This window comes from Streptomyces sp. NPDC006643, from assembly GCF_042870175.1.
In the GTDB taxonomy this organism is placed as follows: domain Bacteria; phylum Actinomycetota; class Actinomycetes; order Streptomycetales; family Streptomycetaceae; genus Streptomyces.
This window is the reverse complement of sequence record NZ_JBIAHA010000009.1, coordinates 130,300-155,166: the sequence shown is the minus strand read 5'-3', so window position 1 is coordinate 155,166 and position 24,867 is coordinate 130,300. Positions and strand designations below refer to the sequence as shown.

Sequence of the window (24,867 nt, the reverse complement as noted above, 5' to 3'; positions counted from 1 at the left end):
GCCCTTCGTGGAAGGGCGAACGAGCGGCGGGTGAGCGGGTCAGCGAGTCAGCTGGTCAGCAGGTCTGGCGGAGATGGCCGCTGCTGCCCGCGGGCAGGACGTCGAGGTCACGGCGGACGATGCTGAGCCGGTCCCCCCAGCCGTCGCACGCGGTCGCGAGCCCGCCCGCCGTGTACTCGATGACGATCACGTTGTCACCGAAGTACTCGGTGAAGGAGTCGCACTCCTCGTACTCCCCGCACTCCTCGACGACGGCGAAGTCGAGCCCGGTGTCGTCGCGGAACTCGGCGAGATCGGCGGTGTTCTTCTGACCGATCGCCAAACCCTTGTCGTGCGCGTGCCGGGAGAGCAGGGTGATGAACTCCCTGGCGGCCGTGGAGCCGAACTGGCCCCGGCTGCGCTCGTAACTGTCGTAGTTGTCGGGCTCCACGGCCTGGAAGCCGCTGCTCGCGCAGCCGTCGATCCAGCCGTTCACCTTGGCGGCGATACGGTCGCGCTTGGCCGGGGTGCTGACGTCCAGGATGGCCTCGTCCCACTCCTCGTCGATGATGACATCGCCGTTGGCGTCGCGGAGCAGCAGGTCGGGCGCCCACTCGTCCAGTTCGTCGGGCTGGACCTGGAAGGCGTTGACGTAGCAGATGTTGTAGATCCCGGCCGCCGGGGAGTCCTCGCGGTCACGGCTGACCACACTCACCCCGGAGGGCGGCGGGTACGCGCCGCCGATCTGGTAGTCGAATCCGGCGTGGACCGGCGGAAGGGGCGCGGCGGCGGCCGAGGCGCCCGCGGAGGACGAGGCGAGGAGGGGGGTGATCAACGCTGCCGCGAGGCCCGCGACCCCGGTGAGGAACCGGCGGGAACGGACACGTGTGATGCTCACAGTCGAGCTCCAGAAACATGGAGGGTACGTCCCCGCCTCGGACCCTGGAGCGATCCTGGCGACACTGTCCGGGCTTGCGGGCTCCCATGGGCCCGTCCACCGGCTAGGCGTACCTCTGGCGCCGTGTGCTCAGCTCTGCTCGCTCAGCTGCGACGTTGTGAGGAGTAAAGCGAGCGGACCTTCGTCGTGTCAACAGAGTGCGACGTCCCCGACGTCGGGGGCGGGCCGGGGGCGAGGGCAAGTACGAGGGCGGGTGCGAGAGTTGCGTCCGGCGAAAAGGATCTGGCGGTTCGGGGTCAGGAGCGCTATGGTCGCCGCGATGACTACCTTCTCCTCTCGCAGATTGGGGGACCCGTCCGCGCAAGGTGAGTGCTGATGCTCACTGGATCCGCGAACGGGACTTCCCTCCCCTCCCTCTCCCCGCGCTCCTCCTTCTGGCCGCGTGTGCGTGCGTACGCCGTGCCGCCGTCCATGATCGAGACCGCGACCGACCGCCGCCTCGTCGGCGACTGGGCCGGGGCGTGCGCCGCTGCGGGAATCGATGTCGATGTCGATCCGCGTGCCGTGGCGCGTACCCACGGTCGTGACATCGCGGCCCGACTCCGGGCCGATCTCCGCCACTTGGCACCCGACCTGCTGCGCTGGCATCTGCCGAGGATCGCGCCTGACGGTCTGCTGCGCCCGGGACTGACGGTCGCCCTGGCCCGGTACGACGGCGCCACGGGGCCCGTGAGCCTCGTCGCCCGGACTCCGCCCGCCTGGGCGGACGCCGGTCAGCGGATCAGCCTCGCGCTGTGGGACGGCTCCCTGGCCGACGCCGGTACCCGCCGTCATCCGCATCCCCGTCCCGACCGGCGGTTCCGGCTCGATCTGCACCGCCATCTGTGGGACGCGCGCAGGACCGACGAGCTGGCCGTCCGGGCGGGCGTCAACTCACCTTCCGGCGAAGGCCGTTCGCGGCGTTCGCGGCGTTCGTGGCTGGACCCGGCTGTCGTGGAGCGGGTGCCCGACGGGCGCGGCTGCGCCGTCGGCCGGTGGGCCGACGAGGCGGCGATCCTGCTCCGGGCCGAGGGGCGGTCCGACGGCGCGTTCACCGTACGGCTCCGGGCGCGGCGCCGGCTGGACCTGGAGCTGGTCACGGACGGCGGCTCCGGGCCGCCCGTACTGCGGATCGCGCCGTCGGGCAGGACCGGCGGCGCACCCGCGCCGCCGGTCCTGCCCGACGCGGCGACCTGGGTACTGCCCGACCTGGAGCTGATCCGCGCCGGTGCGATCGAGGCCGATCGGCTGCACCCACTGGTCGCCGCGGCGCTCGTACCGGGCCACACGCGGTCACCGGGTCCCGCGCGCACATCGGAATCGGCGGGAGCACCCCGCGTCGTGGAGTGCCGGGGAGCGCCGCACCGAATCGCCCTGGTCGACGGGGTGCTGGCGCCGCTGGACCACGATCCGGTCGAGATCCGGCGGGAGGAGTTGCTGGCCGAGCTGACCGGGACTCCGCTCGCCTGTCTGCGGGCGATCGACGAGGCGCACCGGAATCCCGACTGCCTCCCCGGTGTCCGCGAACGCCTCGACCACGGCGACGCGGCCGGTGCGCTGGCCGTCGTCGAGGGTCTGCTGGGGCCCGACGCACTGCTGCGCGACGGCGCTCTCCGCGACGAGCTGGAGGCCGCCGCGCAACGGCGGGTCGTCCACGGCCTGTTCAGGGCGGGGCTGGTCGGCCCCGGCCCGAGGTCCGGCCGCAATCGGCCAGGTGAGCAACGTCCTCGCGATCTCCGCTCGCATCCACGTGACGTGTCCACCCGCTGACGCGGGACCGATCGGCCGTGGGACCTGCCGGTCCCCGTGTTGACCCCTTCCTCTTCCTCTTCCTTTCTCTCTTTCTCAACGAACCCAAAGGTGATGCCACTTGTCCACGAGCACCCCTTCCATGCCCACCGAACTCGACGTGGCCGGTGACCTGTTGGCCCTGCTGCGCGATACGACCACCGAACCGCGCCCCGACATCCAGTTGGAGGCGCTGACCCTGGCCGTGGCCGCCGACCTGCCCGTACTTCTGTGGGGTGAGCCGGGCATCGGCAAGACCGCCGCGCTGACGCAGCTCGCCGCGTCGCTCGACCTTCCGCTGACGACGGTGATCGCCAGCGTGCACGAGCCCTCCGACTTCGCGGGCCTGCCGATCGTCGGGGACGACCCCGCCGAGCAGGGCGTCCCGATGGCCCCGCCGGACTGGGCCGTCCGACTCGTACGGGCCGGGCGCGGGCTGCTGTTCCTGGACGAGTTGTCCACCGCGCCGCCCGCCGTGCAGGCGGCCCTCCTGCGGCTCGTACTCGAACGACGGATCGGCGCGCTCCAACTGCCCCCCGGGGTACGGATCGTGGCCGCCGCCAATCCCCGGTCCTCGGCGGCCGACGGGTGGGAGCTGAGCCCGCCGCTGGCGAACCGGTTCGTGCATCTGCGCTGGACGCACGATCACGACGTGGTGGTGCGCGGCCTCGGGGGGACCTGGCCGGTGGCGACCCTGCCACGGCTGGATCCCCGGCGGCTGCCGGAGGCCGTGGACTTCGCCCGCCGTGCCGTGTGCGGGCTGCTCGCCGCGCGGGCCGGGCTCGTACACCGGCTGCCGAGCAACGAGACACGTCAGGGCGGCCCTTGGCCGTCGCCGCGCAGCTGGGAGATGACGCTGCGTCTGATCGCCTTCGCGACCGCCGCCGGGTCCTCGCGGGACGTACTCTCGCTGCTGGTCAGGGGCACGGTGGGGGACGGTCCGGGGCTCGAACTGCTGGCCTCCCTGGACCGGATGGACCTCCCGGACCCCGAGACGCTGCTCGCCGATCCGGCGGGCGCCGCCCTGCCCGAGCGCGGTGATCTGCGCCAGGCGGTCCTCGACGGTGTGGTGAGTGCGGTCCGTGAGCGCCCGGAGAAGTCCCGGTGGGACGCGGCGTGGGCGCTGCTGGTGCGGGCGATGGAGACCGGGGCACCGGATCTGGTGGTCGTCCCGGCGACCACACTCGCGTCGCTGCGGCAGGAGGAGTGGGACGTGCCGGCGTCGATCGACCGGCTCGCCGGGGCGGTGTCCCTCTCCCGGCGGGCGGACCGGGCTGCGGTCGGTGCCGGGTCGGCCGCGCGGGCGGAACGATGACCCCGGACACGGAGATGGGCATGGACGCGGACACGGACGCGGACGTGGACGTGGACGTGGACGTGGACATGAGCGCGCCGGGAGTGCTGGACCTCGACAAGCTGTTCGCCGCCCGGCTGCACGCCGTCCGGGTCCGGCCCTTCATGGCGACCGCGCTGTTCGCGCTGCATGTCGTGGAGTCGCGCGAGGTCCCGACCATGGCCGTCGACCGGCACTGGCGGTGCTACGTCTCGCCGGCGTTCGTGGCCCGGACACCGGTGGCGGAGCTGGCCGGGGTCTGGGTGCACGAGGTGTCGCATCTGCTCCGTGACCACCACGGCCGCAGCGACCGGATCGCGCGGGCACACGAGCTGACCGGCCCGGCTGAGCGACTGCGGATGAACATCGCGGCGGACTGCGAGATCAACGACGACGCGTTCGGGGACGGGCTGGCACGGCCCGAGGGCGCCGTCGGGCCGCACTCGTTGGGACTGCCGTCGGGGGAGCTGATGGAGGACTATCTGCGCCAGTTCCGGCTCGGTCCGTATACGCAGAGTATGGCCTGGCTGGACTGCGGCAGCGGCTCCGACGGACTGGCACGGGGGTGGGACCTCGGGCCGAACGGCTCGCACGGCCTGAGCGCGCAGGAACGGGACGCCGTCCGGTTCCGGGTGGCGCAGGGCATCAGGGCTCGCCCGGGGGACGCGCCGCAGGGGTGGCAACGGTGGGCGGAGGAGGCGTTCCATCCGCCGCAGCCGTGGCGGGAGTTGCTGGGCGCGGCGGTCCGTTCGGCGACCTCCGGCTCCGGCGCGGGCGAGGACTACACGTACGGCAGACCGTCGCGGCGCTCGGCCGGGGTGCCCGGCACCGTACTGCCGAGTCTGCGGCGCCGGCCGCCCCGGGTGGCCGTCATCATCGACACGTCCGCGTCGGTCAGCGACTCCGAACTGGGCGGCGCGCTCCACGAGGTCGCCGCCATCTCCCGCGCCGTGGGCGGCCGTCGGGATCTGATCACGGTGCTGCCGTGCGACGCGGCGTCGGAGATCGTGCACCCGTTGTGCCGGGCCGCCGGGATTCCGCTGGTGGGCGGTGGGGGGACGGATCTGCGTACGGGCTTCGCCAGGGCGCTCCGGAAGGGCCATCGGCCGGATGTCATCGTGGTCCTGACGGACGGTCAGACCCCGTGGCCCGACAGCCGGCCGTCGTGCCGGACGGTGGTCGGGCTGTTCGACCGGTCCACCGGGTCGTGGAACGAGGACGATCCCGACTATGTGCCGGACTCGCCGCCCGCGTGGGCGCGCGTGGTGACCATCGGATAGCCGACGCCCGTGGCGCTCGGCTCAGCCGTCGTCCCGTCCGGGAGGACCGCGGCGGCCCGTGTGCCGCCGCGCCGCCGCGTCCTCGATGATCTGCTCGACGACCTGCTCGACGAGGTGGGTGGCCTGTGTCCGGGTGCCGCTCTTGATCGGGGCGCTCATCCGCTGGGCCTCTTCGGTGGTGGGCAGGAACCCGATCAGGAGGAGGGGCAACAGCAGTCGCCGTGCGAGGAGTTCGTTCGCGGAGGTGACATGGGGCCTGCGCAGTACGGAGACGTTGACCCGGACGGCGTGCTCGTTGCCCCTCGGGACGCCCGGCCGGTCCGTCTCGATCGCGGCGTAGCGGAAGCCGTGGGCCCGGTCGCAGGCGAAGCAGCCCACGGGGCCGCGGCCGAGCCGGTCACCGCAGTCCGCGCAGTCGAGCCGGTCGAGCGCGGCGTCGACCACCCGCCAGTCGTGGCGGTCGGGTTCGGCCGCCACCATCTCGGCGAGCGCGGCCTCCTGGTCATGGGCGACGTCCCACCGGCGCAGGAGGTCGGACCATTCGTCCTCCACGATGCCGTCGACCAGTTCCCGGCAGGCCGTACAGGCGGGCGCGCCGCCGTACTCGTACCCGGAGCACTCCGCACAGCGGCGCGGGGCCGCTCCGACCGCCGGTCTCACCATGGGTCCGCCTCCTCAGGACGAGACCGCTGCGGACGGGCGCGGCGGGGCGCTCGTGTCACGGACGATCAGGTTCATCGGGATCAGGCCGGGTTCGCCGTCGAACTCGGCGGTCATGAGGAGTTCCAGCGTGTCCACGGCCGTCTTGCCGAGCTGGTTCCGGGCCCCGGACACAGTCGTGAGGCGGCCCGGGGAGAGCTGGCTGTCGAGGGCGAGGTCGTCGCAGCCGATGACGGACATGCCGGTGGGGACGGTGATGCCACGCTCCTCCAGCGCGGCCATCGCGCCCAGCGCGACGAGGTCGTTGTACGCGACGATGGCGGTGGCGCCCGAGCCGGGGCCGATCGCTGCGGGGCCGGCCGGCGCGGAGTCAACCGGCGCGGAGTCGGCCGGCACCGAGTCGGCGAGCGCCGAGTCGGCCAGCGCGCTGACGGCCTGGTGGCCGTGGCGGCTGGTCGTACCGCACGGGACGATCGTCACCTCCAGGCCGAAGGCCGCCGCCGCGTCGAACGCCCGGATGCGCTCGGCATTGGCCCACGAGGTCTCCGGGCCGCTGAGGTAGAGCGCCCGGCGGTGGCCGAGCTGGGTCAGATGTCCGCAGACCAGGGCCATCCCGCCGTAGAAGTCCACCGAGACCGAAGGGGTGCTCAGGCCGGGCGCCATCCGGTTGACCAGGACCATCGGCCGTGAGTGGAGGGCGAGTTCGGCCAGTGACGCGCGGTCCATCCGGGTCGAGCAGAGCAGCACTCCGTCGCAGGACCGCATCAGGTCGAGGGCGAGGTCGTACTCGCTCGCCGCGTCCTCGTCCGACTCCATGATCATGACTCGGCGCCCATAGCCCCGGGCCGCGCGGGAGACCGCTTTCAGAACGTCCGGGAAGTACGGGTTCGCCAGATCGGGGACCAGTACGCCGATGGCGCCCGCCTCGCCCTTCGCGAGTCCTTGCGCGGCGGCGTTCGGCCGGTATCCCAGGTCGGCCACCGCGTCCTGGACACGGCGGGCCAGCGACGCGTCGACCTTGGCGGTGCCGTTGAGCACACGCGAGACCGTGGAGGTCGAGACACCGGCGGCGGCGCCGACATCTCGGATGGTCACCCGGGGCCGTTCGGACCCATTCGTTCTGCCCGTCCGTTCCCGCGACTTGCTCAAGGACGCCTCCGATTCCGTTGCCGCTATCCCATCATGCCGAGGCGGGGCGCCCTGCCCACACCCCTTCCGTACGCCGGCCGTGCACGACCGACTCACCGTTCTGTGAAAACGTTTCCCCGAATCTACCAGCGAACCATCGCGACCAGCCATCTCTTCACATAAAGCCAGCTCAGAGCATCATCGACACAAGCACCCACTCGGTTCGCTAAGTTGATCTTGTGAAAACGCTTGCACAGCGGGAAACCCGCACCTAGCCTCATCCGCACCTCGGGCCCTTCGGTCCGGCGTGGACGACAGCTGGAGGTCAGTGATGCTCAGGAGAAAATGGGTCGGGGCTGCGGGAGCGCTCGCCCTGACGGGGACGGCGCTCGCCGGATGTGGCACGAGCGGCGACAGCTCCGCGTCGGCCACGCTCACCGTCTGGGACTTCTCGGCGGAGCAGACCGACTTCCACAAGAAGGTCGCCGCCCAGTACGAGAAGGAGACGGGCACCGCGATCGAGTGGCGGTCGATATCCCAGGACGAGTACGTGAAGACCCTGCCGCTCGCCTTCCAGAGCAAACAGGGCCCGGACATCTTCTACTGGCGGCCGGCCGGTCCGACGGACATGGCCCAACTGCTCGACCAGAAGTGGATCCAGCCGCTGAACGGCGACGGCAAGGTGCCGAAGTCCTTCACCGACCGCTGGCCCGAGGGCTCCTTCGTGGAGGGGATCAACACCCACGAGGGCAAGACATACGGATTCCCGTTCTCCGAGAACCTCTACTGGGGTCCGGGCTACATGTTCCTCAACAAGAAGGTGTTCAAGGACGCCGGTCTCGACCCCGACAGCCCTCCCGCCACCTGGTCGGAACTCACCGACGCCTGCGAGCGGATCACGGACAGGACGAAGGCTTCCTGTATCGCCTCGCCCAACAAGGGACTTGACCTCCAGCGCATCTGGTACGCGCTCGCGTCGGGCGCCTCGACGGATCTCTTTTTCGACTTCCGGAAGGGCAAGTTCGCCCTCGACGACCCGCAGGCGCTCAAGACGTTCGACTACATCCAGGACCTTCAGAAGAAGAAGTACATCGCACCGGGACTCAACGACAAGAACTTCAGCCGCCAGCAGTTCGCCGTCGGACAGGCCGGCGTCTATCTGGACGGCACCTGGGTGCCCAGCGTCTGGAACAGCCAGGGCTTCCCGGCCGACCAGTACACCGTGGCGCCGCGCCCCGTTCCGGACGGCGGCGCGACCGGAGCGCTCGCCCGCCAGCACGACGGCAACAAGTACTGGGTGAGCGCCCAGACCAAGAAGTCGGCGGAATCCTGGAAGTTCCTCCAGTGGATGACCGAGCCCGACGGGTACTTCGCGAAGGAGTATCTGAAGGCCGGCTTCGGGACCCTCGCCTTCACGGACAACGCGAAGCGCATCGACGATCCGGCCATCCAGAAGATCATGAAGATCGCGGAGCAGCCGGGATATCGCGTCGAAGTCCCCGTGGCCGTACGCAAATGCCCCGATCTCGTCAAGTCGAACGCCTATGTCAAGGCCATCTCGGAGCGGCCCAACTGGGAGTACGAGGCGATGGTCGCCGCCCTGACCAGTGGCAAGCCGCTCGCGCCCGAGGCGAAGAAGCTCGTCGCCGAACGCCAGCGGATTCTGGAGTCGGAACTCAAGAAGGAAGCGGCGTCCGGACTCAAGGTGTCGATCGACTGCTACACCTTCGCGGACTGGAAGTACACCGAGGACTACCCGCAGGAGAAGTACCCGAAGTAGTCCGGCGACCGCCGCCCGAGCCGTACGCGAAACGCGAAACGCGAATCGGAAACCGCGAACCGCGAATCGCGAATCGCGAATCGCGAATCGCGAATCGCGAATCGCGAATCGCGAATCGCGCTCGAACCGGGAACTCCCGCGCCGGTGATCCTCCGCACCCTCCGGATATGGAATCAAGGAACTCTCTATGGTCTCCGCACGGACCGCCCCACCTCCCCCGGCCGGGGCGCCGACGCCCCTGCCGCACGAGGACGAGCCGCACAAGAGGAAAGGGCCGCGACGTGACAGCGGGCAGGACCGGCCGGCCGACGGCGAGCGCCCCCGCGAGCGGGCCAAGGGCTGGAACCGGATATGGGTCGCGCTCTTCCTCGCGCCCTTCCTCCTGCTCTATCTGGGCTTCACGCTCTGGCCGTTGGCGGCCACGGTCTACTACTCGTTCTTCGACTGGTCCGGCAGCGGCCCGGTGGAGGACTATGTCGGCGCGGGCAACTACAGCTCGATCCTCACCGACGAGCTGTTCTGGCTGGCGGTCGCCAACACCCTGATATTCGCCGTCCTCACCACGGTGATCAAACTTCCGCTCTCCCTGATAGCGGCCGTGCTCTTCACCCGGAAATGGCTGCGGGGCAAGAAGTTCTTCCGTACGACGTTCTTCGCGCCGCTCATCATTCCGGTCGCCATGGCCGGTCTCGTCTTCACCTATCTGCTCAACCCGTCCAACGGCGCCCTGAACGCCCTGCTGCGGGACGTCGGCCTGATCGACGAGTCGGTCGACGTCTTCGCCTCGCGCTGGAGCGCGCTGATCGCGCTGGTGCTCATCTCGGTGTGGCAGGTCTTCGGCCAGTACGTCATCTACTGGATGGCCGCCATCCAGAACGTGCCCGAGGAGTTGTACGAGGCCGCCGAACTCGACGGCGCCACGGAGTGGCAGAAACTCGCCCGTATCACCCTGCCCATCATCAAGCCGGTGGCCGTGGTCATCCTGCTGCTGGGCCTGGTCAACGCCATGCATGTGTTCGGGCTCGTCGTCACCCTCACCGGCGGCGGACCGGGCACCAGCACCTATGTCGTCTCGTACTTCATCTACGACCGGGCCTTCGGCACCGTGCCCTTCGCCTACGGCTATGCCTCCGCCGCCGCTCTCCTCTTCTCCGTCATCGCCTTCCTCATCGTCATGAGCCAGGGCTTCTTCGTCCGGCGCGCCCAGAAACTCCGGAAGGAGTACGGAGTCTGATGGCCGGCAACGACAGGCGTCGCCCCATGGCCAGGGGAAATCGCCTCAATCTCATCACGCTGCCGCTGCTCCTCGTCGTCTCGCTCCTGTGGATCTACCCGTTCCTGTGGACGGTCTCGGGAGCCTTCAAAACACAGACGGGACTGTTCACCGGCGGAGCGAGTCTGATACCCGACCAGCTGAACTTCGACAATTTCCGCCGCGCCTGGGTGAACGCCGGATTCTCCCGCTACTTCTACAACACCGTTCTGTACACGGTGATCCCCACATTCGTGGAGCTGGTGAAGTCGGCGCTGTGCGGCTACATCCTCGCGCGGTACGAATTCCCCGGCCGCAAGCTGCTGCACCGCACGATCGTGGCGACGCTGTTCATTCCGGTCGCCTCCATCATCATCCCGCAATTCGTGCTCGTGGAGCAGCTCGGGCTGCTCAACACCCGCGCCGGTGTGATCCTGGCGATGTCCGGGGCGGCGGGAGCGTTGTACGTGCTGCTGTTCATCGGGTTCTTCTCCAGCGTGCCGCCCGATCTGTTCGACGCGGCCAAGCTGGACGGCGCCGGATTCCTGCGTACGTTCTGGCTGGTGCTGCCGCTCGCGAAACCGGTGATCGCGGTCGTGGTGATCTTCCAGTTCGTCACCAATTGGAACGAGTTCAACATTCCCCTGGTCTTCACCCTGGGCCAGCCGGAACTCCAGAATCTCGCGGTCGGCATGCTCTCGTTCAAGGGTGAACACTCCGTCGACTGGACCGGGTTCGCGGCCGGAATGACCATTTCCTTCCTGCCGATGCTGCTCGTCTTCATCTTCTTCCAGAGCTACTTCGTGCGTGGCCTGGCCGGCGCGACCAAGGAGTGACCCGCGTGACCCGATCGAATCCAACCGGCTCGGACGGCGTCTTCGCCTACACCTGGGACATCGTGGGCGACCCGGCCGCCGCCGAGCACCTGGCCGCGCTGGGAGTCGGCTCGGTGACGCTCCAGGCGAGCTATCACGCCGTACGGGCGATCACCCCGCGCCATCCGCGCCACCGGGTCGTCCACGCCGCGCACGCCGCCGCGTACTTCCCGCTGTCGCCGGACATCTGGCGAGGCCAGCGGCTGAGACCGCCGGCCCCCTCCTGGGGTGTGGAGGTGCCCGACCGGTTCGGGGCGGCGACCGCCGCGCTGGCCGGGGCGGGGCTGCGCACGGAGGCGTGGCTCGTGCTCACGCACTCCTCGGCCCTGGGCGCCGGGGCCCCCGAACTGACCGTGCGCAACGCCTACGACGAGCGGTATCCGTACGCGCTCTGCCCCGCGCACCCGGACGTCGCCGCGTACGCGGTGAATCTCGCCCGGGAGGTCTGCACCAGGTACGACGTGCCCGCGCTGGTGCTGGAGGCCTGCGGCTGGCTGGGCTTCGAGCACGGCAGCCACCACGAGAAGACGCACGGGGCCGACCTCTCCCCCGGCTGCCGCGCGCTGCTGTCCGTCTGCCTGTGCGGGTCCTGCCGGACCGCGCTCGCGAACGGCCCGGGCGAGCGGGCCGACGGGCTGGATCCCGAGGAGTTGGCGCGGGACATCCGTACCGCCGTCGACGGGGAGCTGCGGGAGGGACGCATCGTCGCCCCGACCCTGGCCGAGACACTCGGCGAGGCCCGCGCGCAGCGGCTCTTCGACCACCGCCGGTCCGTCATCACCGCTCTCGCGCACCGTATCGCCGATGTCGCGGGCGGGCGTGAGCTGCTGCTGATGGCCGAGGACAACCCGCAGGCGACGGGTCCCGACAGCGCGCTGGAACTCGCCCGCTACGACGGGCCGGCCGACGCGTACGTACTCAAGTGCTGGGACGAGCCGGACGCGGCGCTGACGCGGGTGAAGAACGCCGCGCAGAACACCACCGTCCCGATCGTCGCCAACATCTCGGTCATCGACGACCCGCCGGGCGAACTCGCCGCCCGGGTCGCCGGACTGCGCGCCGCGGGCGCGCGGGACATCCGCTTCTACCACGCGGGGCTGGCGTCGTCCGCCCGGCTCGAAGCCCTGCGATCCGCCGTACGGGAGACCGCATGACGCTCACCGGTATCTACGCCATGGACCCGGCGCGATTCGACGACGTGTACGGACCCGAGGAGCGTGCGGCCGTCGAGCGGTACGTCACGGTCCCCAGCCCCAATCTGGCGGCCGACCGGCTGCCGCCGGACCAACTCGCCGCCGCCCAGGTCCTGATCACCGGCTGGGGCGCGCCCCGGCTCGACGCGGAACTGCTCGCGTCCGCTCCCCGGCTCGAACTGGTGCTGTACGGGGCGGGATCGGTACGCCACGTCGTCACCGCCGACTCCTGGGAGCGCGGTGTCCGGGTCAGCGCCGCCGGGTCGGTCATCGCCGACTGCGTCGCCGAATTCACCCTGGCCCAGGTGCTGTTCGCGCTGAAGCACGGCTGGCGGTACGTCCTGCGGAACCGAGCCGCCCGCGCGCCGGTACCCCGGGAGGCCGAACGGGGCACCGCAGGCTCCGTCGTCGGACTGGTCTCGCTCGGGGCCGCCGGGCGCGCCACGGCCCAGCTGCTCGGCCGGCACGCGGTACGTGTCCAGGCGTACGACCCGTACGCCGACCCGTCGGAGGCGGCGGCACTCGGTGTGCGGCTCACGGGCCTCGACGAGCTGTTCGCGACGAGTGACGTCGTCAGTCTGCACACCCCGCTGCTGCCCGCGACCCGGCGCATGGTCGACGGCCGGCTGCTGGGGTCCATGAAGCGGGACGCCACCCTGATCAACACGGCGCGCGGCGGGCTGATCGACGAGGAGGCGCTGGCCGTCGTGGCGGCCCGCCGACCCGATCTGTTCTTTGCGCTCGACGTGACCGATCCGGAGCCGCCACCTGCCGGATCGCCTCTGTTCTCCTTGGAGAACATCGTCGTGACCCCGCATCTCGCGGGAAATCTCGGGCCGGAGCGGAGACGGCTGGGCCGGGCCATGGCGGAGGAACTGGCCCGGTACGCACGGGGGCAGCGGCTGCGGCACGAAGTGACCGCCGACAGAATGGAGTTCGCGGCATGAGCGGCGGTACGGACGGCAATCGGAATGGCGGTACGGACGGCGGTCGCAACGGCGGGCCCGGCCCGTACACCCTGGTGATGCTGCCGCCGCAGGCCCCGGCGACCGAGGAGTGGGCGGGGCGGCTGACGCGGGAGGTGCCCGGCATCCGGGTCCTGCGGCCGGAGGAACCGCGAGAGGCGGCGCGGGCGCTGGCCGAGGCGGACGCCGCGTACGGCACCCTCCCCCCGGAGCTGCTGCCGCACGCCGGACGGCTGCGCTGGCTCCAGGTCCCGCAGGCCGGTCCGCCGCCCGGCTTCTACTATCCGGCACTGATCGAGCACCCGGTCGTCGTCACCAACATGCGCGACACGTACACCGACCATGTGGCGGCGCACACTCTGGCGCTGGTGCTCGCCCTGGCGCGGGGCCTGCCCCGCTATGTGCGTGACCAGCAGGCCGTGCGGTGGGCACCCGACTGGGATCCCGGCTCCGTGGTGCCGCTCACGGAGAGCCGCGCGCTGGTGGTCGGGGTGGGTGCCGTGGGCGCGGAGGTGGGGCGGCTGCTCGCCGCCTTCGGCACCGAGGTGGAGGGCGTCGACACCCGGCGTACGGGTCCCGTCGAGGGCTTCACCCGGCTCCACCCGGCGGACCGGCTCGACGCGCGGCTCCCCCTGGCGGACCTCGTCGTGCTGACCGTGCCGCACACCCCGCACACCGAGGGGCTGATGGACACCGGCCGCCTCGCCCTGATGAAGCCCGGTGCCTGTCTGGTCAACATCGGGCGAGGGCCGACCGTCCGGCTCGACGCGCTCGTGGCGGCGCTCGAAGCGGGGCGGCTGCGCGGGGCGGCGCTCGATGTGTTCGAGACCGAACCACTGGCGGCGGACCACCCGTTGTGGCGCCGCCCCGATGTCCTCATCACACCGCATGTCGCGGGCGCGGGTCCGCACGCGGACGAGCGGCGGTTCGCCGTGTTCCTGGCGAACGCCCGGCGCTTCATGGCCGGTGAACCGCTGGTCAACGTGGTGGACAAGGCGGAATGGCACTGACCGGCGGACGAGGGAGCGCGGGCGTGCGGGCCGCCCGCCCGCGCCTCTCTCCGCCGGACCCCCGGATTTCCTGATGCGGGTGCCGACGGGACCGGCACCAGGATTGTCATGTACATGAACGGAGGAGATAACCACCCCCCTCAGCTCGGCAACCGACCGTTTTCCTGAACAGGAGTCGCACATGTACAAGTTCACCCTCCGCACCCGCCACGGCCGGGCGGCCTGCGCCTTCGCCTCGCTGGGCCTCGGCGCGACGCTGCTCACCGCCGGACCGACGGCCGTCGCGGCCGAGTCGGCCGCGTGCGCGTCACCCTCCAAGGTGCTCGGGCTGACCAGCAACTGGAAGATCCAGCTGCCGGTCGACGACCCCAACGCCTCCGGCACCCAGCCGCTGGAGATCAAGCAGCCGGCTCTCGCCTCGTACAACAACGCCCCCTGGTTCACGCCGACCTCGGCGTGCGACGGGGTGAAGTTCCGCGCCGCCGTGAACGGGGCGACGACGACGAACACGTCCTACCCGCGCTCGGAACTGCGGGAGATGACCAACAACGGTGCGACCAACGCCAGTTGGTCGTCCACCTCGGGGACGCACACCCTCATCATCGACCAGGCCATCAACCGGCTGCCCGCCACCAAGAGCCATGTGGTGGCCGGTCAGATCCATGACGGCAACGACCGGTCGGTCTTCCGCCTCGAAGGCAGCAGCCTCTACGTCACCAAGGACAACGACACCCACCACAAGCTCATCACCGACAACTACAAGCTCGGGACGGAGTTCGAGGCGAAGTTCGTCGTCGGCGGCGGCAACATCAAGGCGTACTACAACGGGGTCCTCCAGACCACCATCCCGGTGAAGTTCACCACCGGATACTTCAAGGCGGGCGTCTACACCCAGGCGAACTGCGGCAATTCCTCGCCCTGTGACACGAGCAACTACGGCGAGACGACCCTGTACAACGTCAGCGTCAAGCACAGCTGACCCAAGCCCCGGCCCGGCGGGTGTGGCGTCCGCCGGGCCGGACCACAGTCACTCGGCGTTGAGGACGGCTATGCCGGCCTCGCCCTCGTCGAAACGGTCGAACAACTCCGCGAGCGAGGCCGCCGAGCCGTCGTGGTCGATCAGGAGCACCGGCTGCTTCTCCCCGCCCTGTTCGGCGGGCACGAAATCCGTCACGATCTCACGGCGCAGCAGGACGACCCGGTCACCGTCCACACCGTCGCCGGGAAACTCGCCGGGACCTGCGGGTTCGGCGGGATCGGCGCCGTCCCGCGCGAGGAGCTGCCTGGAGGTGGTGACGACCACCGCGAGCCGGTCGCCGGTCCGTTCGTAGCGGGCCGAGAGGTCGAACGGCAGCAGATAGAACACCCCCTCCTCGCCTTCGTGCCCACGGTCGAGAAGCCGGGAGATCATGCGCTCCCCGGCGTCCCGCGAGGCACTGTCGTGACCGAGGAGCACCGCCGGAGGTCCGTCCGGATCCAGTGCGGGAACGGGGGTGATCCACATGCGCGCCGAGTCGTCCATGGGGTGATTCAAGCGCACGGCACCGACAGCGGCCGGATCACGATATGACGAGGACCTTCCACCGCCGCCGCGGCTCATGGACCCGATCAGTGCGGGACACGGCGGCCTAGATACGCGGCTACCCGGTCAAGGGCCGGGGCGTGCTCGGGTACGGGCTTCGCCGGGGCGATGGAGCCGCCGGCGGTGCGGGGCAGGTCGCCGTAGATCTCCCGGACGACCGGCAGGGCGGCACGCGCGATGTCCGGCTCAAGGTCGCGGTCGCGGTCGAGCGCGGTCGCGAGGTCCCACCCGTGCACGAGCAGCTCGATGAGCAGTTGCTCGACCAGGCGGCGGCCGGGGGCCGGGCCGAAGGACCGGTCCAGCATGCCCGGTTGCCGGAAGGCGGCGCGGGCGTCGGCGGCGGCGGTCTCGAAGGCGGCGACGTGGTCGTCGCCGAGGTGGTCCTCGGTGTGGCCGTCGGTGGGGGGCGTGCCTTGGGCCAGGCCGCCCCAGATGATGTTCTCCCACACCAGATGGTCGAGCAGATCCCGTACGGTCCAGTCCGTGCAGGAGGTCGGCCGGTCGAACCGGTCCGGGGCCGTCGCGCGTACGAGTGCGCCGACCGTGTCCTGGACACGCGTGAACGCGTCCAGGACACCGCCCGGCCACGGGTCGGTGTCGTCCGTGTAGAGGGCTTCGAGCCGGGCCCCTCGCGCGCCGGGCGAGGGGTTGGCACGCAGCGCGGTGGTCAGCCACTCTCCCTCCCCGGCGATTCCGGCGGGTGCGGGCCGGCCGCCGAGGACGCAGAGCAGTTGCCAGAAGCGCTCGACGGCGGGCTCGGCCGCGGCGGTGAGCTGCTCACACAGCAGCTTGCGTGCTTCGGCGCCGTCGGCGGTCACGGCGGGGGCGGTGTTCGCGCTGCTGGGCAGCCAGGCGGCGACGATCTCCGAGACGACGTGGTCGGCGGCCGGGGAGTCCGCCGCGGTGCCGGTGTGTATCGCCTCGCGTACGCGTGCGGTCCAGGTCTCGGTGAGGGCGCGCATCTCCTGCGCCGTGGCGGAGTCCCGCGCTCCCGGCTCCTGACGGGCGGCGTACGTCGCGAGGCGCCGCATGGCGGACCGCAGCTCCCCCTCGGCGACCAGCTCACCCAGCTCCAGCCAGGCTTCCACCTGCTCGTCGGTGGGATCTTCCGAGAGGTCGGCGCCGGCCGCGAGGAGCCCTTCGCGGAAGTGGGGAACGTCCAGCTCGCCGAGCGTGTCGGTGAGGAAGTCGTGGACCAGCTCGCGGCGTTCGTCGGGGGACATACGGGCAGTGCGAGTCATCAGGGCGAGTCCTTCATGAGTGGTACGGCGTGTGACGGTGCGCAGAACGGCCTGGTGGGTCCGCAGGCGGCGGATCCGCCTCTCCAGAGCCTCGACGTGCGCCGCCGCCACCTCGGGAAGCCCGTCCTCGCGATCCAGGGCAGCCCGAATGTCACCGAGCCCCAGCCCCAGATCCCGCAGCGTGCGGGCCAGCTGTAGCCGGGCCACGCCGGCGGTGTCGTAGCGGCGGTAGCCGCCGGCGGTCCGGCCGACCGGCGCCACGACGCCGACGTCCGACCAGTGCCTGACCACTTTCACCGGCAGCCCGATCTGCCGCGCCACGGCCCCGATGCTCCACGTGGGCCGCGACGAGTCGTCCTTGCGCATGCGCTCCACTCTCGACTCTCCTCTCGTGGGAGAGTCAAGCACTCGTGGCCCGCTGTTCCTCGACGACCGCGAGGCCCCGGCCAGAACGCCTACGAACGCCTACGAAGGTCTGGGGTTCCTCGTCTCCTGGGCCGCCGCGGAGCCTTCCCAGGGCTTGCGCCCGGTCGTGTGGAGCCGGTGCAGGCCCAGCGGCGCCGGAGGCGGCAGAGGTTCGGCGTGGTCGGGTCCGAAGGACTGGAGGAGGTAGGCGACCAGTCGTCGGGACGCCGCCTGTGAGATCTGCCGGGACTCTCCGACGACGCCGCTGTTGGCCAGCAGCAGCAGGGTGATGTCGGCCGGGTCGAAGTCCGCGCGCAGTTGACCGGTGGCCTTGGCCCTGCGTACCAGCTCGCCGAGGATGTCCTCGGCGCGGGCGCGCTCGCGCTGGTAGTCGACGGTGTCGGGAAACTCGGCGAAGAAGGCCGCGGTGAAGCCCCGGTCCGTGGCCTGCATGGCGCAGACCTTCTCGATGACGGTGCACAGTCCGTGCCAGGGGTCGGGGTCGGCCAGTGCGTCGTCCAGGACGGAGGCGCAGAGGCTGAGCTGTTCGGCGAAGGCCTCGCTGACGAGAGAGGCGCGGGTGGGAAAGCGCCGGTAGAGGGTGGCGGGGCCGACGCCGGCGCGGCGGGCGATCGTCGTCAGGGGGACGTCGGTGCCCTGGGTCGTGAACGCCTCGCGGGCGACTTCGAGGATGCGGTCGCGATTGTGCTGGGCGTCGGCGCGCAGCGTGGTGGCGTCGTCGGCGGTGGCGGTGGCGGCGGTTCCGGCCGGTGGGCCCGGCTTCCGAGAGGGCTGAGCAGGCATGTCTCTCACTTTACGGCAAGTGGAAGGCGTCGTCCGTTTACCGCGTTAGCTTGATCGGGAGAGCCGGTACAGAGAACAGGACGAGATCATGAGTGAGATGCGCGCAGCCCTCTTCGACCGTTACGGACCCCCGGAGGTGCTGTACGAGGGCAAGGTGCCGGTGCCGGAGGTACGGCCCGGCGAGGTGCTGGTCCGCGTCCACGCGGCAACCGTGAACGGCGGCGAACTGGCGGGCCGGGCCGGGAAGGTGCGCCTGGTGACGGGCCGCCGTTTCCCGCAGCGCACCGGGCTCGACTTCGCGGGCGAGATCACCGGGATCGGCCCCTCGGTGACCGGACCACGGGTGGGGCAGCTGGTGTGGGGGCTCCTGGGGCGGTCGACGTTCGGCAGCGCGGCGGAGTACGTGACCGTACGGCCCCGGCAGATCGCCCTCGCCCCGGGCAATCTCAGCCCGGTGGAGGCCGTCTCCCTGCTGGCGGGCGGCACGACCTCGATCACCGCCCTGCGCGACAAGGCCGGCCTCAGGCCCGGCGAACGCCTTCTGGTGCGCGGCGCCGGCGGCGGGGTCGGCAGCGTCGCCGTGCAGATCGGCAAGGTCTTCGGCGCTCATGTCACGGCTCTCGCGAGTGCGAGGAGTCTCGACTTCGTCCGGGGCCTGGGCGCGGACGAGGTGCTGGACCACCGGACGACCGACGCGTCCGCGCTGGGCACGTTCGACGTCGTCATGGACACCGTCGGCACCCAACACCCGGTCTACCGAAGCCTGTTGGCACCGGGCGGGCGCATGGTGGCCATCGCCTTCGACATCGACAACGCCGCCGCGAGCCTGTCGTACATCCTGCGCTCCACGGTCCACGGCTCCCGTCGCGTGCGCTTCTTCAGCGGCAATCCCCGCCATGCGCTGTTCGCCGAGCTGACCCGGTACGCGGAGAGCGGCGACGTGCGCCCGGTGGTCGACACCGTCCATCCGCTCGCCGGTATCGCCGCCGCCCACCGGGCGCTGGAGGCCGGCGGCGTCCGGGGAAAACACGTCGTGCGGGTGGTGTGAGCACGCCGTTCACCGACGGGCGCCACCCGGGCCGCCGGACAGACGTACCGTCGCGATCTCCCAGGCCCGCAGCGTAATCCGGACCGTTCCGGCTTCGACGGCGGGCGCTTCGGTCCGACTGTCACCGCCGCCCAGCAGACCGACGCGGTGGGCGGCGGTGAACGGACCTCGTACGACCGCCGTGACCGGCTCGGGGGACGCGGCGACCAGCCGGAGTTCCAGGTCGCCGTCGCGTCGGCGAAGGCTGGTCATGACCGCGCCCTCGACCGACAGACCGGGGCAGGCGGCGGGTGGGGCGTCGTGCGCGCCCGTGCCCGGCGTGGTGTGGAGTGGGTGGCGGTAGCGTTCGGCCGCCTCCATGAGTCCCGCCTCGTGCCAGTCGCCCGCGTGCGGCAGCACGGCGAACGAGACGGTGCTCGTACCGACCATCTGGGCTGCGGGGACGGCGAGTTGAGGGCCCGCCGGTTCGGCGCGGTAGGGGTGGATGTTGCGGCTCAGCCAGCCGGTGGCGCGCAGGACGGTCAACGCGACTTCGCCGTCGAGGAGTTCGTACTCGCACGCCTGGCTCAGCAGCAGGCCCGCGCCGCCCGCGTCGACGAATCCGTGCGCGGGAAACGTCGGCACCGGGTGCTCACCGAACCCGCCCTGCGCGGTGCGTCCCCGCTCGACCACCGCGAACTGCCCCTCCGCGTGGGAGGTTTCGGCCGGGCGGGCGAGCGGCACATGCACGCGTATCCGGTGGTCGAGCGAGGCGTTGTCCAGCGTCAGGTCCAGCCGGACGAAGGGCTCCCCCGCCCGTAGTTCGACGTCCAGGCGGACGTCACCGGGCCGGGTCACCGCCGTCCGCCGGTCGGCCGTCCGGTCCACCGCCTCCGGCCAGTCGTACCGGCGCTCCACGGTGAGCGAGGCGCGCAGCGGGCCGCCGGTCGCGGCGCCGACGCGCAGGGTCCGGGGGGTCGTGACGAGCGTGTCGGTGCCGGGCGGGGCGTAGTTGTAGCTGTCGCCGCGGTCCCCTCCGTCCACGACGCGGCCGACGCCGTCGAGCACGGTCCCGTCGGCGGCCGTGACCCGCAGGGTGCCGTCGTCCAGCGCGGTGACGGTGACCAGTCCGTTGGAGAGCGTGCGGCCTTCGGCCCGTACGGGCCGCTGGGCCGGCGCTCCGCCCCGGACCGGCCGCAACGACGTCCAGCCGAGGGCCGGTACCCGGGCCAGACAGGTGACGGTGCGGTGCGCGGCCCGGGTGATGCGGACCGTCCAGTCGCCGCCCGCGCCGGTCACGGCGGCGCGGACCGCCTCGACGTCGAACGGTGTGTCACCGCCGTGCCGCGCCACGCCGAATTCCAGTACGCGCCGTTCGTGGTCGCAGGACCAGTGGGTGATCTCGCTGCCGAACAGTTCACGCCCGTGGATCCGTGGCAGAAACGTGGGCAGGTCCGCGCCGGACAGGGCCTCGGAGAGCAGGAGTTGTTCGGCGCGTACCTCGGTCTGGGCGGGCAGTCTGCCGCCGTCGGGGAGTTCGACGGCGATGTCCTGCCACTCGTCGGGGACTTCGAGATCGACGGTGACGAGGTCTTCGCGTACGGCCGGGGTGGGGTTGAGGACGAGTACGGCGTCCCGCGCGACCTGGGGCGCGAGGGCGCCCGCGACCCTGTCGCGTACGGCCTGACCGAGGTGTCCGGCCTCGCTGATACGGGCGAACACCTGGGTGGCCGTCTCGTCCACACCGCATCCGGTGACCGAGTCGTGGCCCGAGGCGTCGATCAGCCGCCACCACGCCATGTCGAGGAACCTCTCGGGCCACTCGGGCGACCAGAGCGCGGCGAAGGGCTCGGCGTAGCGTTCGACCAGACGCTCGGCGCGGGCCAGCGCCTGCTTCAGATGAGGGCGCGCGGAGAGCACTCCGGGCAGGATGTTCGCGTGGGCGTGGCTGCGCAGTTCGCCTGCCACCACCGGCAACGACCCGTCGTGCGGGTCGCGTTCGCCGATGTAGTCGGCGAGGGTGGTGATCTTGACGTCGACGTCCGCCGGGTCCAGGTCCGCCACCAGTCTGACCAGGGAGCCGACCGGCGCCGAGTGGTCCGTGCCGTACATCGCGAGGACCGGGTCGGCGCCGAAGGCGGGTCGCAGCCGCCTGCCGAGGTCGGCCATGCGCGCGGCGAAGTGTCCGGGGTCGGAGAAGACGTAGGCGGCGTTGCCGTAACCGCCGGCGAGATATTCGGTACGGACCGAGCTGCCGTCGGGCGCCTGCCAGCGGAAGGCGTGCCCGGGTACGCCCGCGGGAACGCCCCGCCATACACAGGCGTGGTCGAGACCGGCGGCGGAGAGGATCTGCGGCATCTGCGCGCAGTGGCCGAACATGTCGGGGAGATAGCCGACGGGCATGGCGCTGCCCAGCTCGGTGGCGCGGCGGTGGCCGAGTTCCAGATTGCGGATGATGTTCTCGCCGGAGCACAGGAACTCGTCCAGGAGGATCTGCCAGGGTCCGACGGCCAGTTGACCGCGCCGGACCAGCCGGACGACGCGGTCGCGGTGTTCAGGGCGTACTTCGAGGTAGTCGTCGACGGCGGCCATCTGCCCGTCGAGCGTGAACCGGAACCGGTCGTCGGCCTCGGCCCGGTCGAGGACTTCGTCCAGCAGGTCGACCAGACGCAGCCGGAAGCGCTGGAAGGGCTCGTACCATTCGCGGTCCCAGTGGGTGTGCGGGACGAGCAGGACCTCAGGGGCGCGGTCGGTCATCGGGCCGGTGTCTCCTCTGCGTCCAGGGGCGTGAAGGTCAGGGTGAGCGACGCCCCGGCCGGCTGGAGGCGGTACTCGGGCAGTACGCCGGGGCCGCACGACGCCGACCCGAGTCCGTACTGGGCGAGGTCGAGGTTGAGTACGACACTGTCGCCCGGTGCGAGGCCGGTGGTGTGGGTCGCGGCGTCGAGGTGTTCGGACGTCCAGCGGCGCGCGGTGAACGCGAAGGCCGGTTCGCCGTCGACACGCAGGCCGGCGCCGTCGGCGGAGGTCAGCCTCAGCCATCGCAGGTCGACGCGGTTGCCGTTCTCCTGCGGGCGGACGTACGGCGTCTGGAGGGCGTCGACGGTACTGGTGAAGCGGCCGATCCGGGCGGCCTGCCTGCTGTCGGCGTACGCCTCACCCGGTCCGCGCCCGAACCATTCGACGGCCCCGAGGTCCCCCGGCAGCGCCATCCGCAAACCGAGCCTGGGCAGCGTGCACGGCCAGGTGCCGTCCGGCTCGACCTCCAGGCGCAGCCGCAGGCGCCGGTGGTCGGCGGTCCAGTGGTAGTCGGCCCGCATGCCGAAGCCGAGTCCGGGCGGGGCGACCCGGGTGCGTACGACGAGTGTGTCGCCGAGCCGTTCGATGCCGAGGAGTCGGTGCTGCAACCGGTGCAGCCCGGCGGCCCGCCACCGGGCTTCCTCGGGGTCGTCGGAGCCGCGGTCGTTGTCGGTGGGGGCCCGCCACAGGTCGAGCCGGGGGCCTTCGACGAGCAGGCCGCCGAGCGCGGTCAACCGGCCGGTGACCGGGTCGAACACGCCGGATCCCAGGCGTGGCGCCGGGTCCGTCGTGTCCGGGGCCGCCCCGGTGGCCGGGGGGACGGTGGCCGCCTCCGTCACGCGCATCTGCCCCCAGCCGACGACGTGCCCGGCCGGTGCCCACGGGGTGTCGGTGGCGAGCACGGCCCGTACGGTGAGCCAGCTCTCCGCACCGGTGGCCGGCAGCTCGGGCAGCGGGACGTCGGCGCTGTCGCCCGGGGCGACCGGTGGCACGGTGAGGTCGCCGTGCGCGATCCGGGTCCCCTCCTCCTCAAGGACCCAGGGGAATCTCAGGTGCGAGGTCGGGATGATGTCGTAGTGGTTGGTGACGCGCAGGGCGCCGTCGGCCGCCGTGATCCGTACCGGTTCGAAGACCTTCGCGAACTCCGCGAGGCCGGGGGACGGAGTGCGGTCGGGGTGCACCAGTCCGTCGATGACGAAGTTGCCGTCGTGCAGGGGCTCGCCGAAGTCGCCGCCGTACGCGAAGTGGGCGCGTCCGTCCGTGTCTTGCCGGGCGATGCCGTGGTCGATCCACTCCCACACGAAGCCGCCCTGGCACCGCGGATGGCGTTCGAACAGCTCGCGGTACTCCAGCAGGCCGCCCGGCCCGTTGCCCATCGCGTGGCCGAACTCGCAGAGGATGAAGGGCAGTTCGCGTACGCGCGGCGGCCCTTCGACGCCCTGTCCGATGCGGTCCACCTCGTCGTGGCCCGCGTACATCCGGCTGTGGACGTCGGTGTACGAGCAGTCGGTGTCGCCCTCGTAGTGCAGGGGGCGCGTGGGGTCGCGCCGGTGGGTCCACTCGGCGGCGGCGGCCAGATTGCGGCCGGTGCCCGCCTCGTTGCCGAGCGACCACAGAAGAATCGAGGGGTGGTTCTTGTCCCGCTCGACCATGCGGCGCATCCGGTCCAGATAGGCGTCCGCCCATCGCGGGTCGTCGCTGGGGTTGCCCCGCCAGTCGAGTTCGGAGAAGCCGTGCGTCTCCACGTCGCTCTCGTCGATGACCCACAGGCCGTAGGTGTCGCACAGGTCCAGGAACGCGGAGTCGGGCGGATAGTGGCTGGTGCGGACGGCGTTGACGTTGTGGCGCTTCATGAGTTCGATGTCGGCGACGGCGAACTCGCGGGGCACGGCACGTCCCGACTCCGGGTGGAACTCATGGCGGTTGACGCCCCGGAAGACGATACGGCGGCCGTTGACCGTGAGTTGGCCGTCCACAACGGCGACGGTGCGGAAACCGATGCGTACGGGTACGCGTTCGGTGCCGGTGTACACCTCGCCCTCGTACAGCCGTGGTTCCTCGGCGCTCCACGGCTCCACGTCCGCGATCTCGGCCGGCCGGCCCGCGGGCAGGCCGTCGATGCCCAGTTCGGGGACGCTGATCCGGACGCCGCTGTCGGCGTCCAGACGGAGCGTGCCGCGCGCGGTGAGATGGTCGTAGCCTGCGTCGACGGTGAAGTCCCGTACCCCGCCCGCCGGTCGGGCGAGCAGGGTGACGTCGCGGAAGATGCCGGACAGCCACCACATGTCCTGGTCTTCCAGATAGCTGCCGGCGGACCACTGGTGGACCCGGACGGCGAGCAGATTGCCGCGCGGTCGCAGCAGCGGGCCGACGTCGAACTCCGCCGGGAGCCTGCTGCCCTTGGTCACGCCCAGCTCGACGCCGTTGAGCCAGACGCGCCCGCAGGAGTCGATGCCGTCGAAGCGGAGCACGGCGGGCTCGGCGGGCCAGTCGTCGGGCAGGTCGAAGGCCAGCCGGTAGTCGCCCGTCGGGTTGTCGGACGGCACCTGGGGCGGGTTGACCGGGAAGGGGTAGCGGACGTTGGTGTAGGCGGGGCTGCCGTGTCCGTGCAGTTGCCAGTGGCCGGGGACGGGGATGTCGTTCCAGCCCCCGTCGTCGAAGTCGTCCCGTTCGATCCCGTCCGGCGCCGCGTCGACCGCCGGTGAGAGCAGGAACCGCCAACTGCCGCCCAGGCTGAGCGCGGGCGCGTCGGAGCGGAAGGCGGAGCGGGGCGCCGTCGAGCCGTGACCGGGGGCCGGATCTTCGACGTACGAGGAAGGCAATGGATTC

General features: G+C 71.2%; 19 protein-coding genes. 11 read left to right on the top strand and 8 right to left on the bottom strand.

The window, feature by feature from the left end; translation table 11 throughout:
- Window positions 1-55: 55 nt before the first annotated feature.
- Window positions 56-877 (bottom strand): endo alpha-1,4 polygalactosaminidase, encoded by an 822-nt coding sequence (locus ACFYNU_RS14650; protein ID WP_388766265.1) that lies wholly within the window; start codon window positions 875-877, stop codon window positions 56-58.
- Window positions 878-1,252: 375 nt separating this feature from the next.
- On the opposite strand from ACFYNU_RS14650, the gene ACFYNU_RS14645 reads away from it, so the two are divergent.
- From ACFYNU_RS14645 to ACFYNU_RS14635, 3 genes are all read left to right on the top strand, one after another.
- Window positions 1,253-2,686 (top strand): hypothetical protein, encoded by a 1,434-nt coding sequence (locus ACFYNU_RS14645; RefSeq protein WP_356585544.1) that lies wholly within the window; start codon window positions 1,253-1,255, stop codon window positions 2,684-2,686.
- 121 nt (window positions 2,687-2,807) lie between these two features.
- On the top strand, window positions 2,808-4,019 hold the full coding sequence (locus ACFYNU_RS14640; protein ID WP_356585740.1) for a MoxR family ATPase: 1,212 nt from the start codon (window positions 2,808-2,810) through the stop codon (window positions 4,017-4,019).
- 20 nt (window positions 4,020-4,039) lie between these two features.
- Window positions 4,040-5,317 carry a VWA-like domain-containing protein gene (locus tag ACFYNU_RS14635; protein WP_388766262.1) on the top strand — a complete coding sequence of 426 codons (1,278 nt, stop codon included), beginning with the start codon at window positions 4,040-4,042 and terminating at the stop codon, window positions 5,315-5,317.
- A 21-nt stretch (window positions 5,318-5,338) separates the two neighbouring features.
- Here ACFYNU_RS14635 and ACFYNU_RS14630 read toward each other — a convergent pair whose 3' ends face one another.
- Together ACFYNU_RS14630 and ACFYNU_RS14625 are read right to left on the bottom strand one after the other, a co-directional pair.
- Window positions 5,339-5,980 carry a hypothetical protein gene (locus tag ACFYNU_RS14630; protein ID WP_356585543.1) on the bottom strand — a complete coding sequence of 214 codons (642 nt, stop codon included), beginning with the start codon at window positions 5,978-5,980 and terminating at the stop codon, window positions 5,339-5,341.
- Window positions 5,981-5,992: 12 nt separating this feature from the next.
- Window positions 5,993-7,072 carry a LacI family DNA-binding transcriptional regulator gene (locus ACFYNU_RS14625; protein WP_356585542.1) on the bottom strand — a complete coding sequence of 360 codons (1,080 nt, stop codon included), beginning with the start codon at window positions 7,070-7,072 and terminating at the stop codon, window positions 5,993-5,995.
- A gap of 364 nt (window positions 7,073-7,436) precedes the next feature.
- Here ACFYNU_RS14625 and ACFYNU_RS14620 point away from each other — a divergent pair, with 364 nt between their 5' ends.
- From ACFYNU_RS14620 to ACFYNU_RS14590, 7 genes are all read left to right on the top strand, one after another.
- Window positions 7,437-8,885: an extracellular solute-binding protein gene (locus ACFYNU_RS14620; RefSeq protein ID WP_356585541.1), complete on the top strand. Its 1,449-nt coding sequence runs from the start codon at window positions 7,437-7,439 to the stop codon at window positions 8,883-8,885.
- 187 nt (window positions 8,886-9,072) lie between these two features.
- Window positions 9,073-10,119 (top strand): sugar ABC transporter permease, encoded by a 1,047-nt coding sequence (locus tag ACFYNU_RS14615; RefSeq protein WP_356585540.1) that lies wholly within the window; start codon window positions 9,073-9,075, stop codon window positions 10,117-10,119.
- Entirely contained in the window at window positions 10,119-10,973 is an 855-nt protein-coding gene (locus ACFYNU_RS14610) for a carbohydrate ABC transporter permease (protein WP_356585539.1), read from the top strand. Before ACFYNU_RS14615 ends, ACFYNU_RS14610 begins: the two co-directional genes overlap by 1 nt.
- 5 nt (window positions 10,974-10,978) lie before the next feature.
- Window positions 10,979-12,166: a hypothetical protein gene (locus ACFYNU_RS14605; RefSeq protein ID WP_356585538.1), complete on the top strand. Its 1,188-nt coding sequence runs from the start codon at window positions 10,979-10,981 to the stop codon at window positions 12,164-12,166.
- Window positions 12,163-13,152 carry a hydroxyacid dehydrogenase gene (locus ACFYNU_RS14600; RefSeq protein WP_356585537.1) on the top strand — a complete coding sequence of 330 codons (990 nt, stop codon included), beginning with the start codon at window positions 12,163-12,165 and terminating at the stop codon, window positions 13,150-13,152. The genes ACFYNU_RS14605 and ACFYNU_RS14600 overlap by 4 nt, the downstream gene beginning before the upstream one ends.
- Window positions 13,149-14,180: a D-2-hydroxyacid dehydrogenase gene (locus tag ACFYNU_RS14595; protein ID WP_356585536.1), complete on the top strand. Its 1,032-nt coding sequence runs from the start codon at window positions 13,149-13,151 to the stop codon at window positions 14,178-14,180. The genes ACFYNU_RS14600 and ACFYNU_RS14595 overlap by 4 nt, the downstream gene beginning before the upstream one ends.
- Window positions 14,181-14,361: 181 nt before the next feature.
- Window positions 14,362-15,159: a polysaccharide lyase family 7 protein gene (locus ACFYNU_RS14590; protein WP_356585535.1), complete on the top strand. Its 798-nt coding sequence runs from the start codon at window positions 14,362-14,364 to the stop codon at window positions 15,157-15,159.
- 48 nt (window positions 15,160-15,207) lie between these two features.
- Here ACFYNU_RS14590 and ACFYNU_RS14585 read toward each other — a convergent pair whose 3' ends face one another.
- From ACFYNU_RS14585 to ACFYNU_RS14575, 3 genes are all read right to left on the bottom strand, one after another.
- On the bottom strand, window positions 15,208-15,702 hold the full coding sequence (locus ACFYNU_RS14585; RefSeq protein ID WP_356585534.1) for a hypothetical protein: 495 nt from the start codon (window positions 15,700-15,702) through the stop codon (window positions 15,208-15,210).
- Window positions 15,703-15,788: 86 nt separating this feature from the next.
- Window positions 15,789-17,369 (bottom strand): TIGR03086 family metal-binding protein, encoded by a 1,581-nt coding sequence (locus ACFYNU_RS14580; RefSeq protein ID WP_356585533.1) that lies wholly within the window; start codon window positions 17,367-17,369, stop codon window positions 15,789-15,791.
- Between the two features lie 99 nt (window positions 17,370-17,468).
- Window positions 17,469-18,212: a helix-turn-helix domain-containing protein gene (locus ACFYNU_RS14575; protein WP_356585532.1), complete on the bottom strand. Its 744-nt coding sequence runs from the start codon at window positions 18,210-18,212 to the stop codon at window positions 17,469-17,471.
- 88 nt (window positions 18,213-18,300) lie between these two features.
- Here ACFYNU_RS14575 and ACFYNU_RS14570 point away from each other — a divergent pair, with 88 nt between their 5' ends.
- A complete protein-coding gene (locus tag ACFYNU_RS14570) occupies window positions 18,301-19,260 on the top strand; it encodes an NAD(P)-dependent alcohol dehydrogenase (protein ID WP_356585531.1) in 960 nt (319 codons plus the stop codon).
- A gap of 9 nt (window positions 19,261-19,269) precedes the next feature.
- Here the strand turns inward: ACFYNU_RS14570 and ACFYNU_RS14565 are convergent, their stop codons facing one another.
- Window positions 19,270-21,996 carry an alpha-mannosidase gene (locus ACFYNU_RS14565; protein ID WP_356585530.1) on the bottom strand — a complete coding sequence of 909 codons (2,727 nt, stop codon included), beginning with the start codon at window positions 21,994-21,996 and terminating at the stop codon, window positions 19,270-19,272.
- Window positions 21,993-24,860: a glycoside hydrolase family 2 TIM barrel-domain containing protein gene (locus tag ACFYNU_RS14560; protein WP_356585529.1), complete on the bottom strand. Its 2,868-nt coding sequence runs from the start codon at window positions 24,858-24,860 to the stop codon at window positions 21,993-21,995. Before ACFYNU_RS14560 ends, ACFYNU_RS14565 begins: the two co-directional genes overlap by 4 nt.
- Window positions 24,861-24,867: the final 7 nt, after the last annotated feature.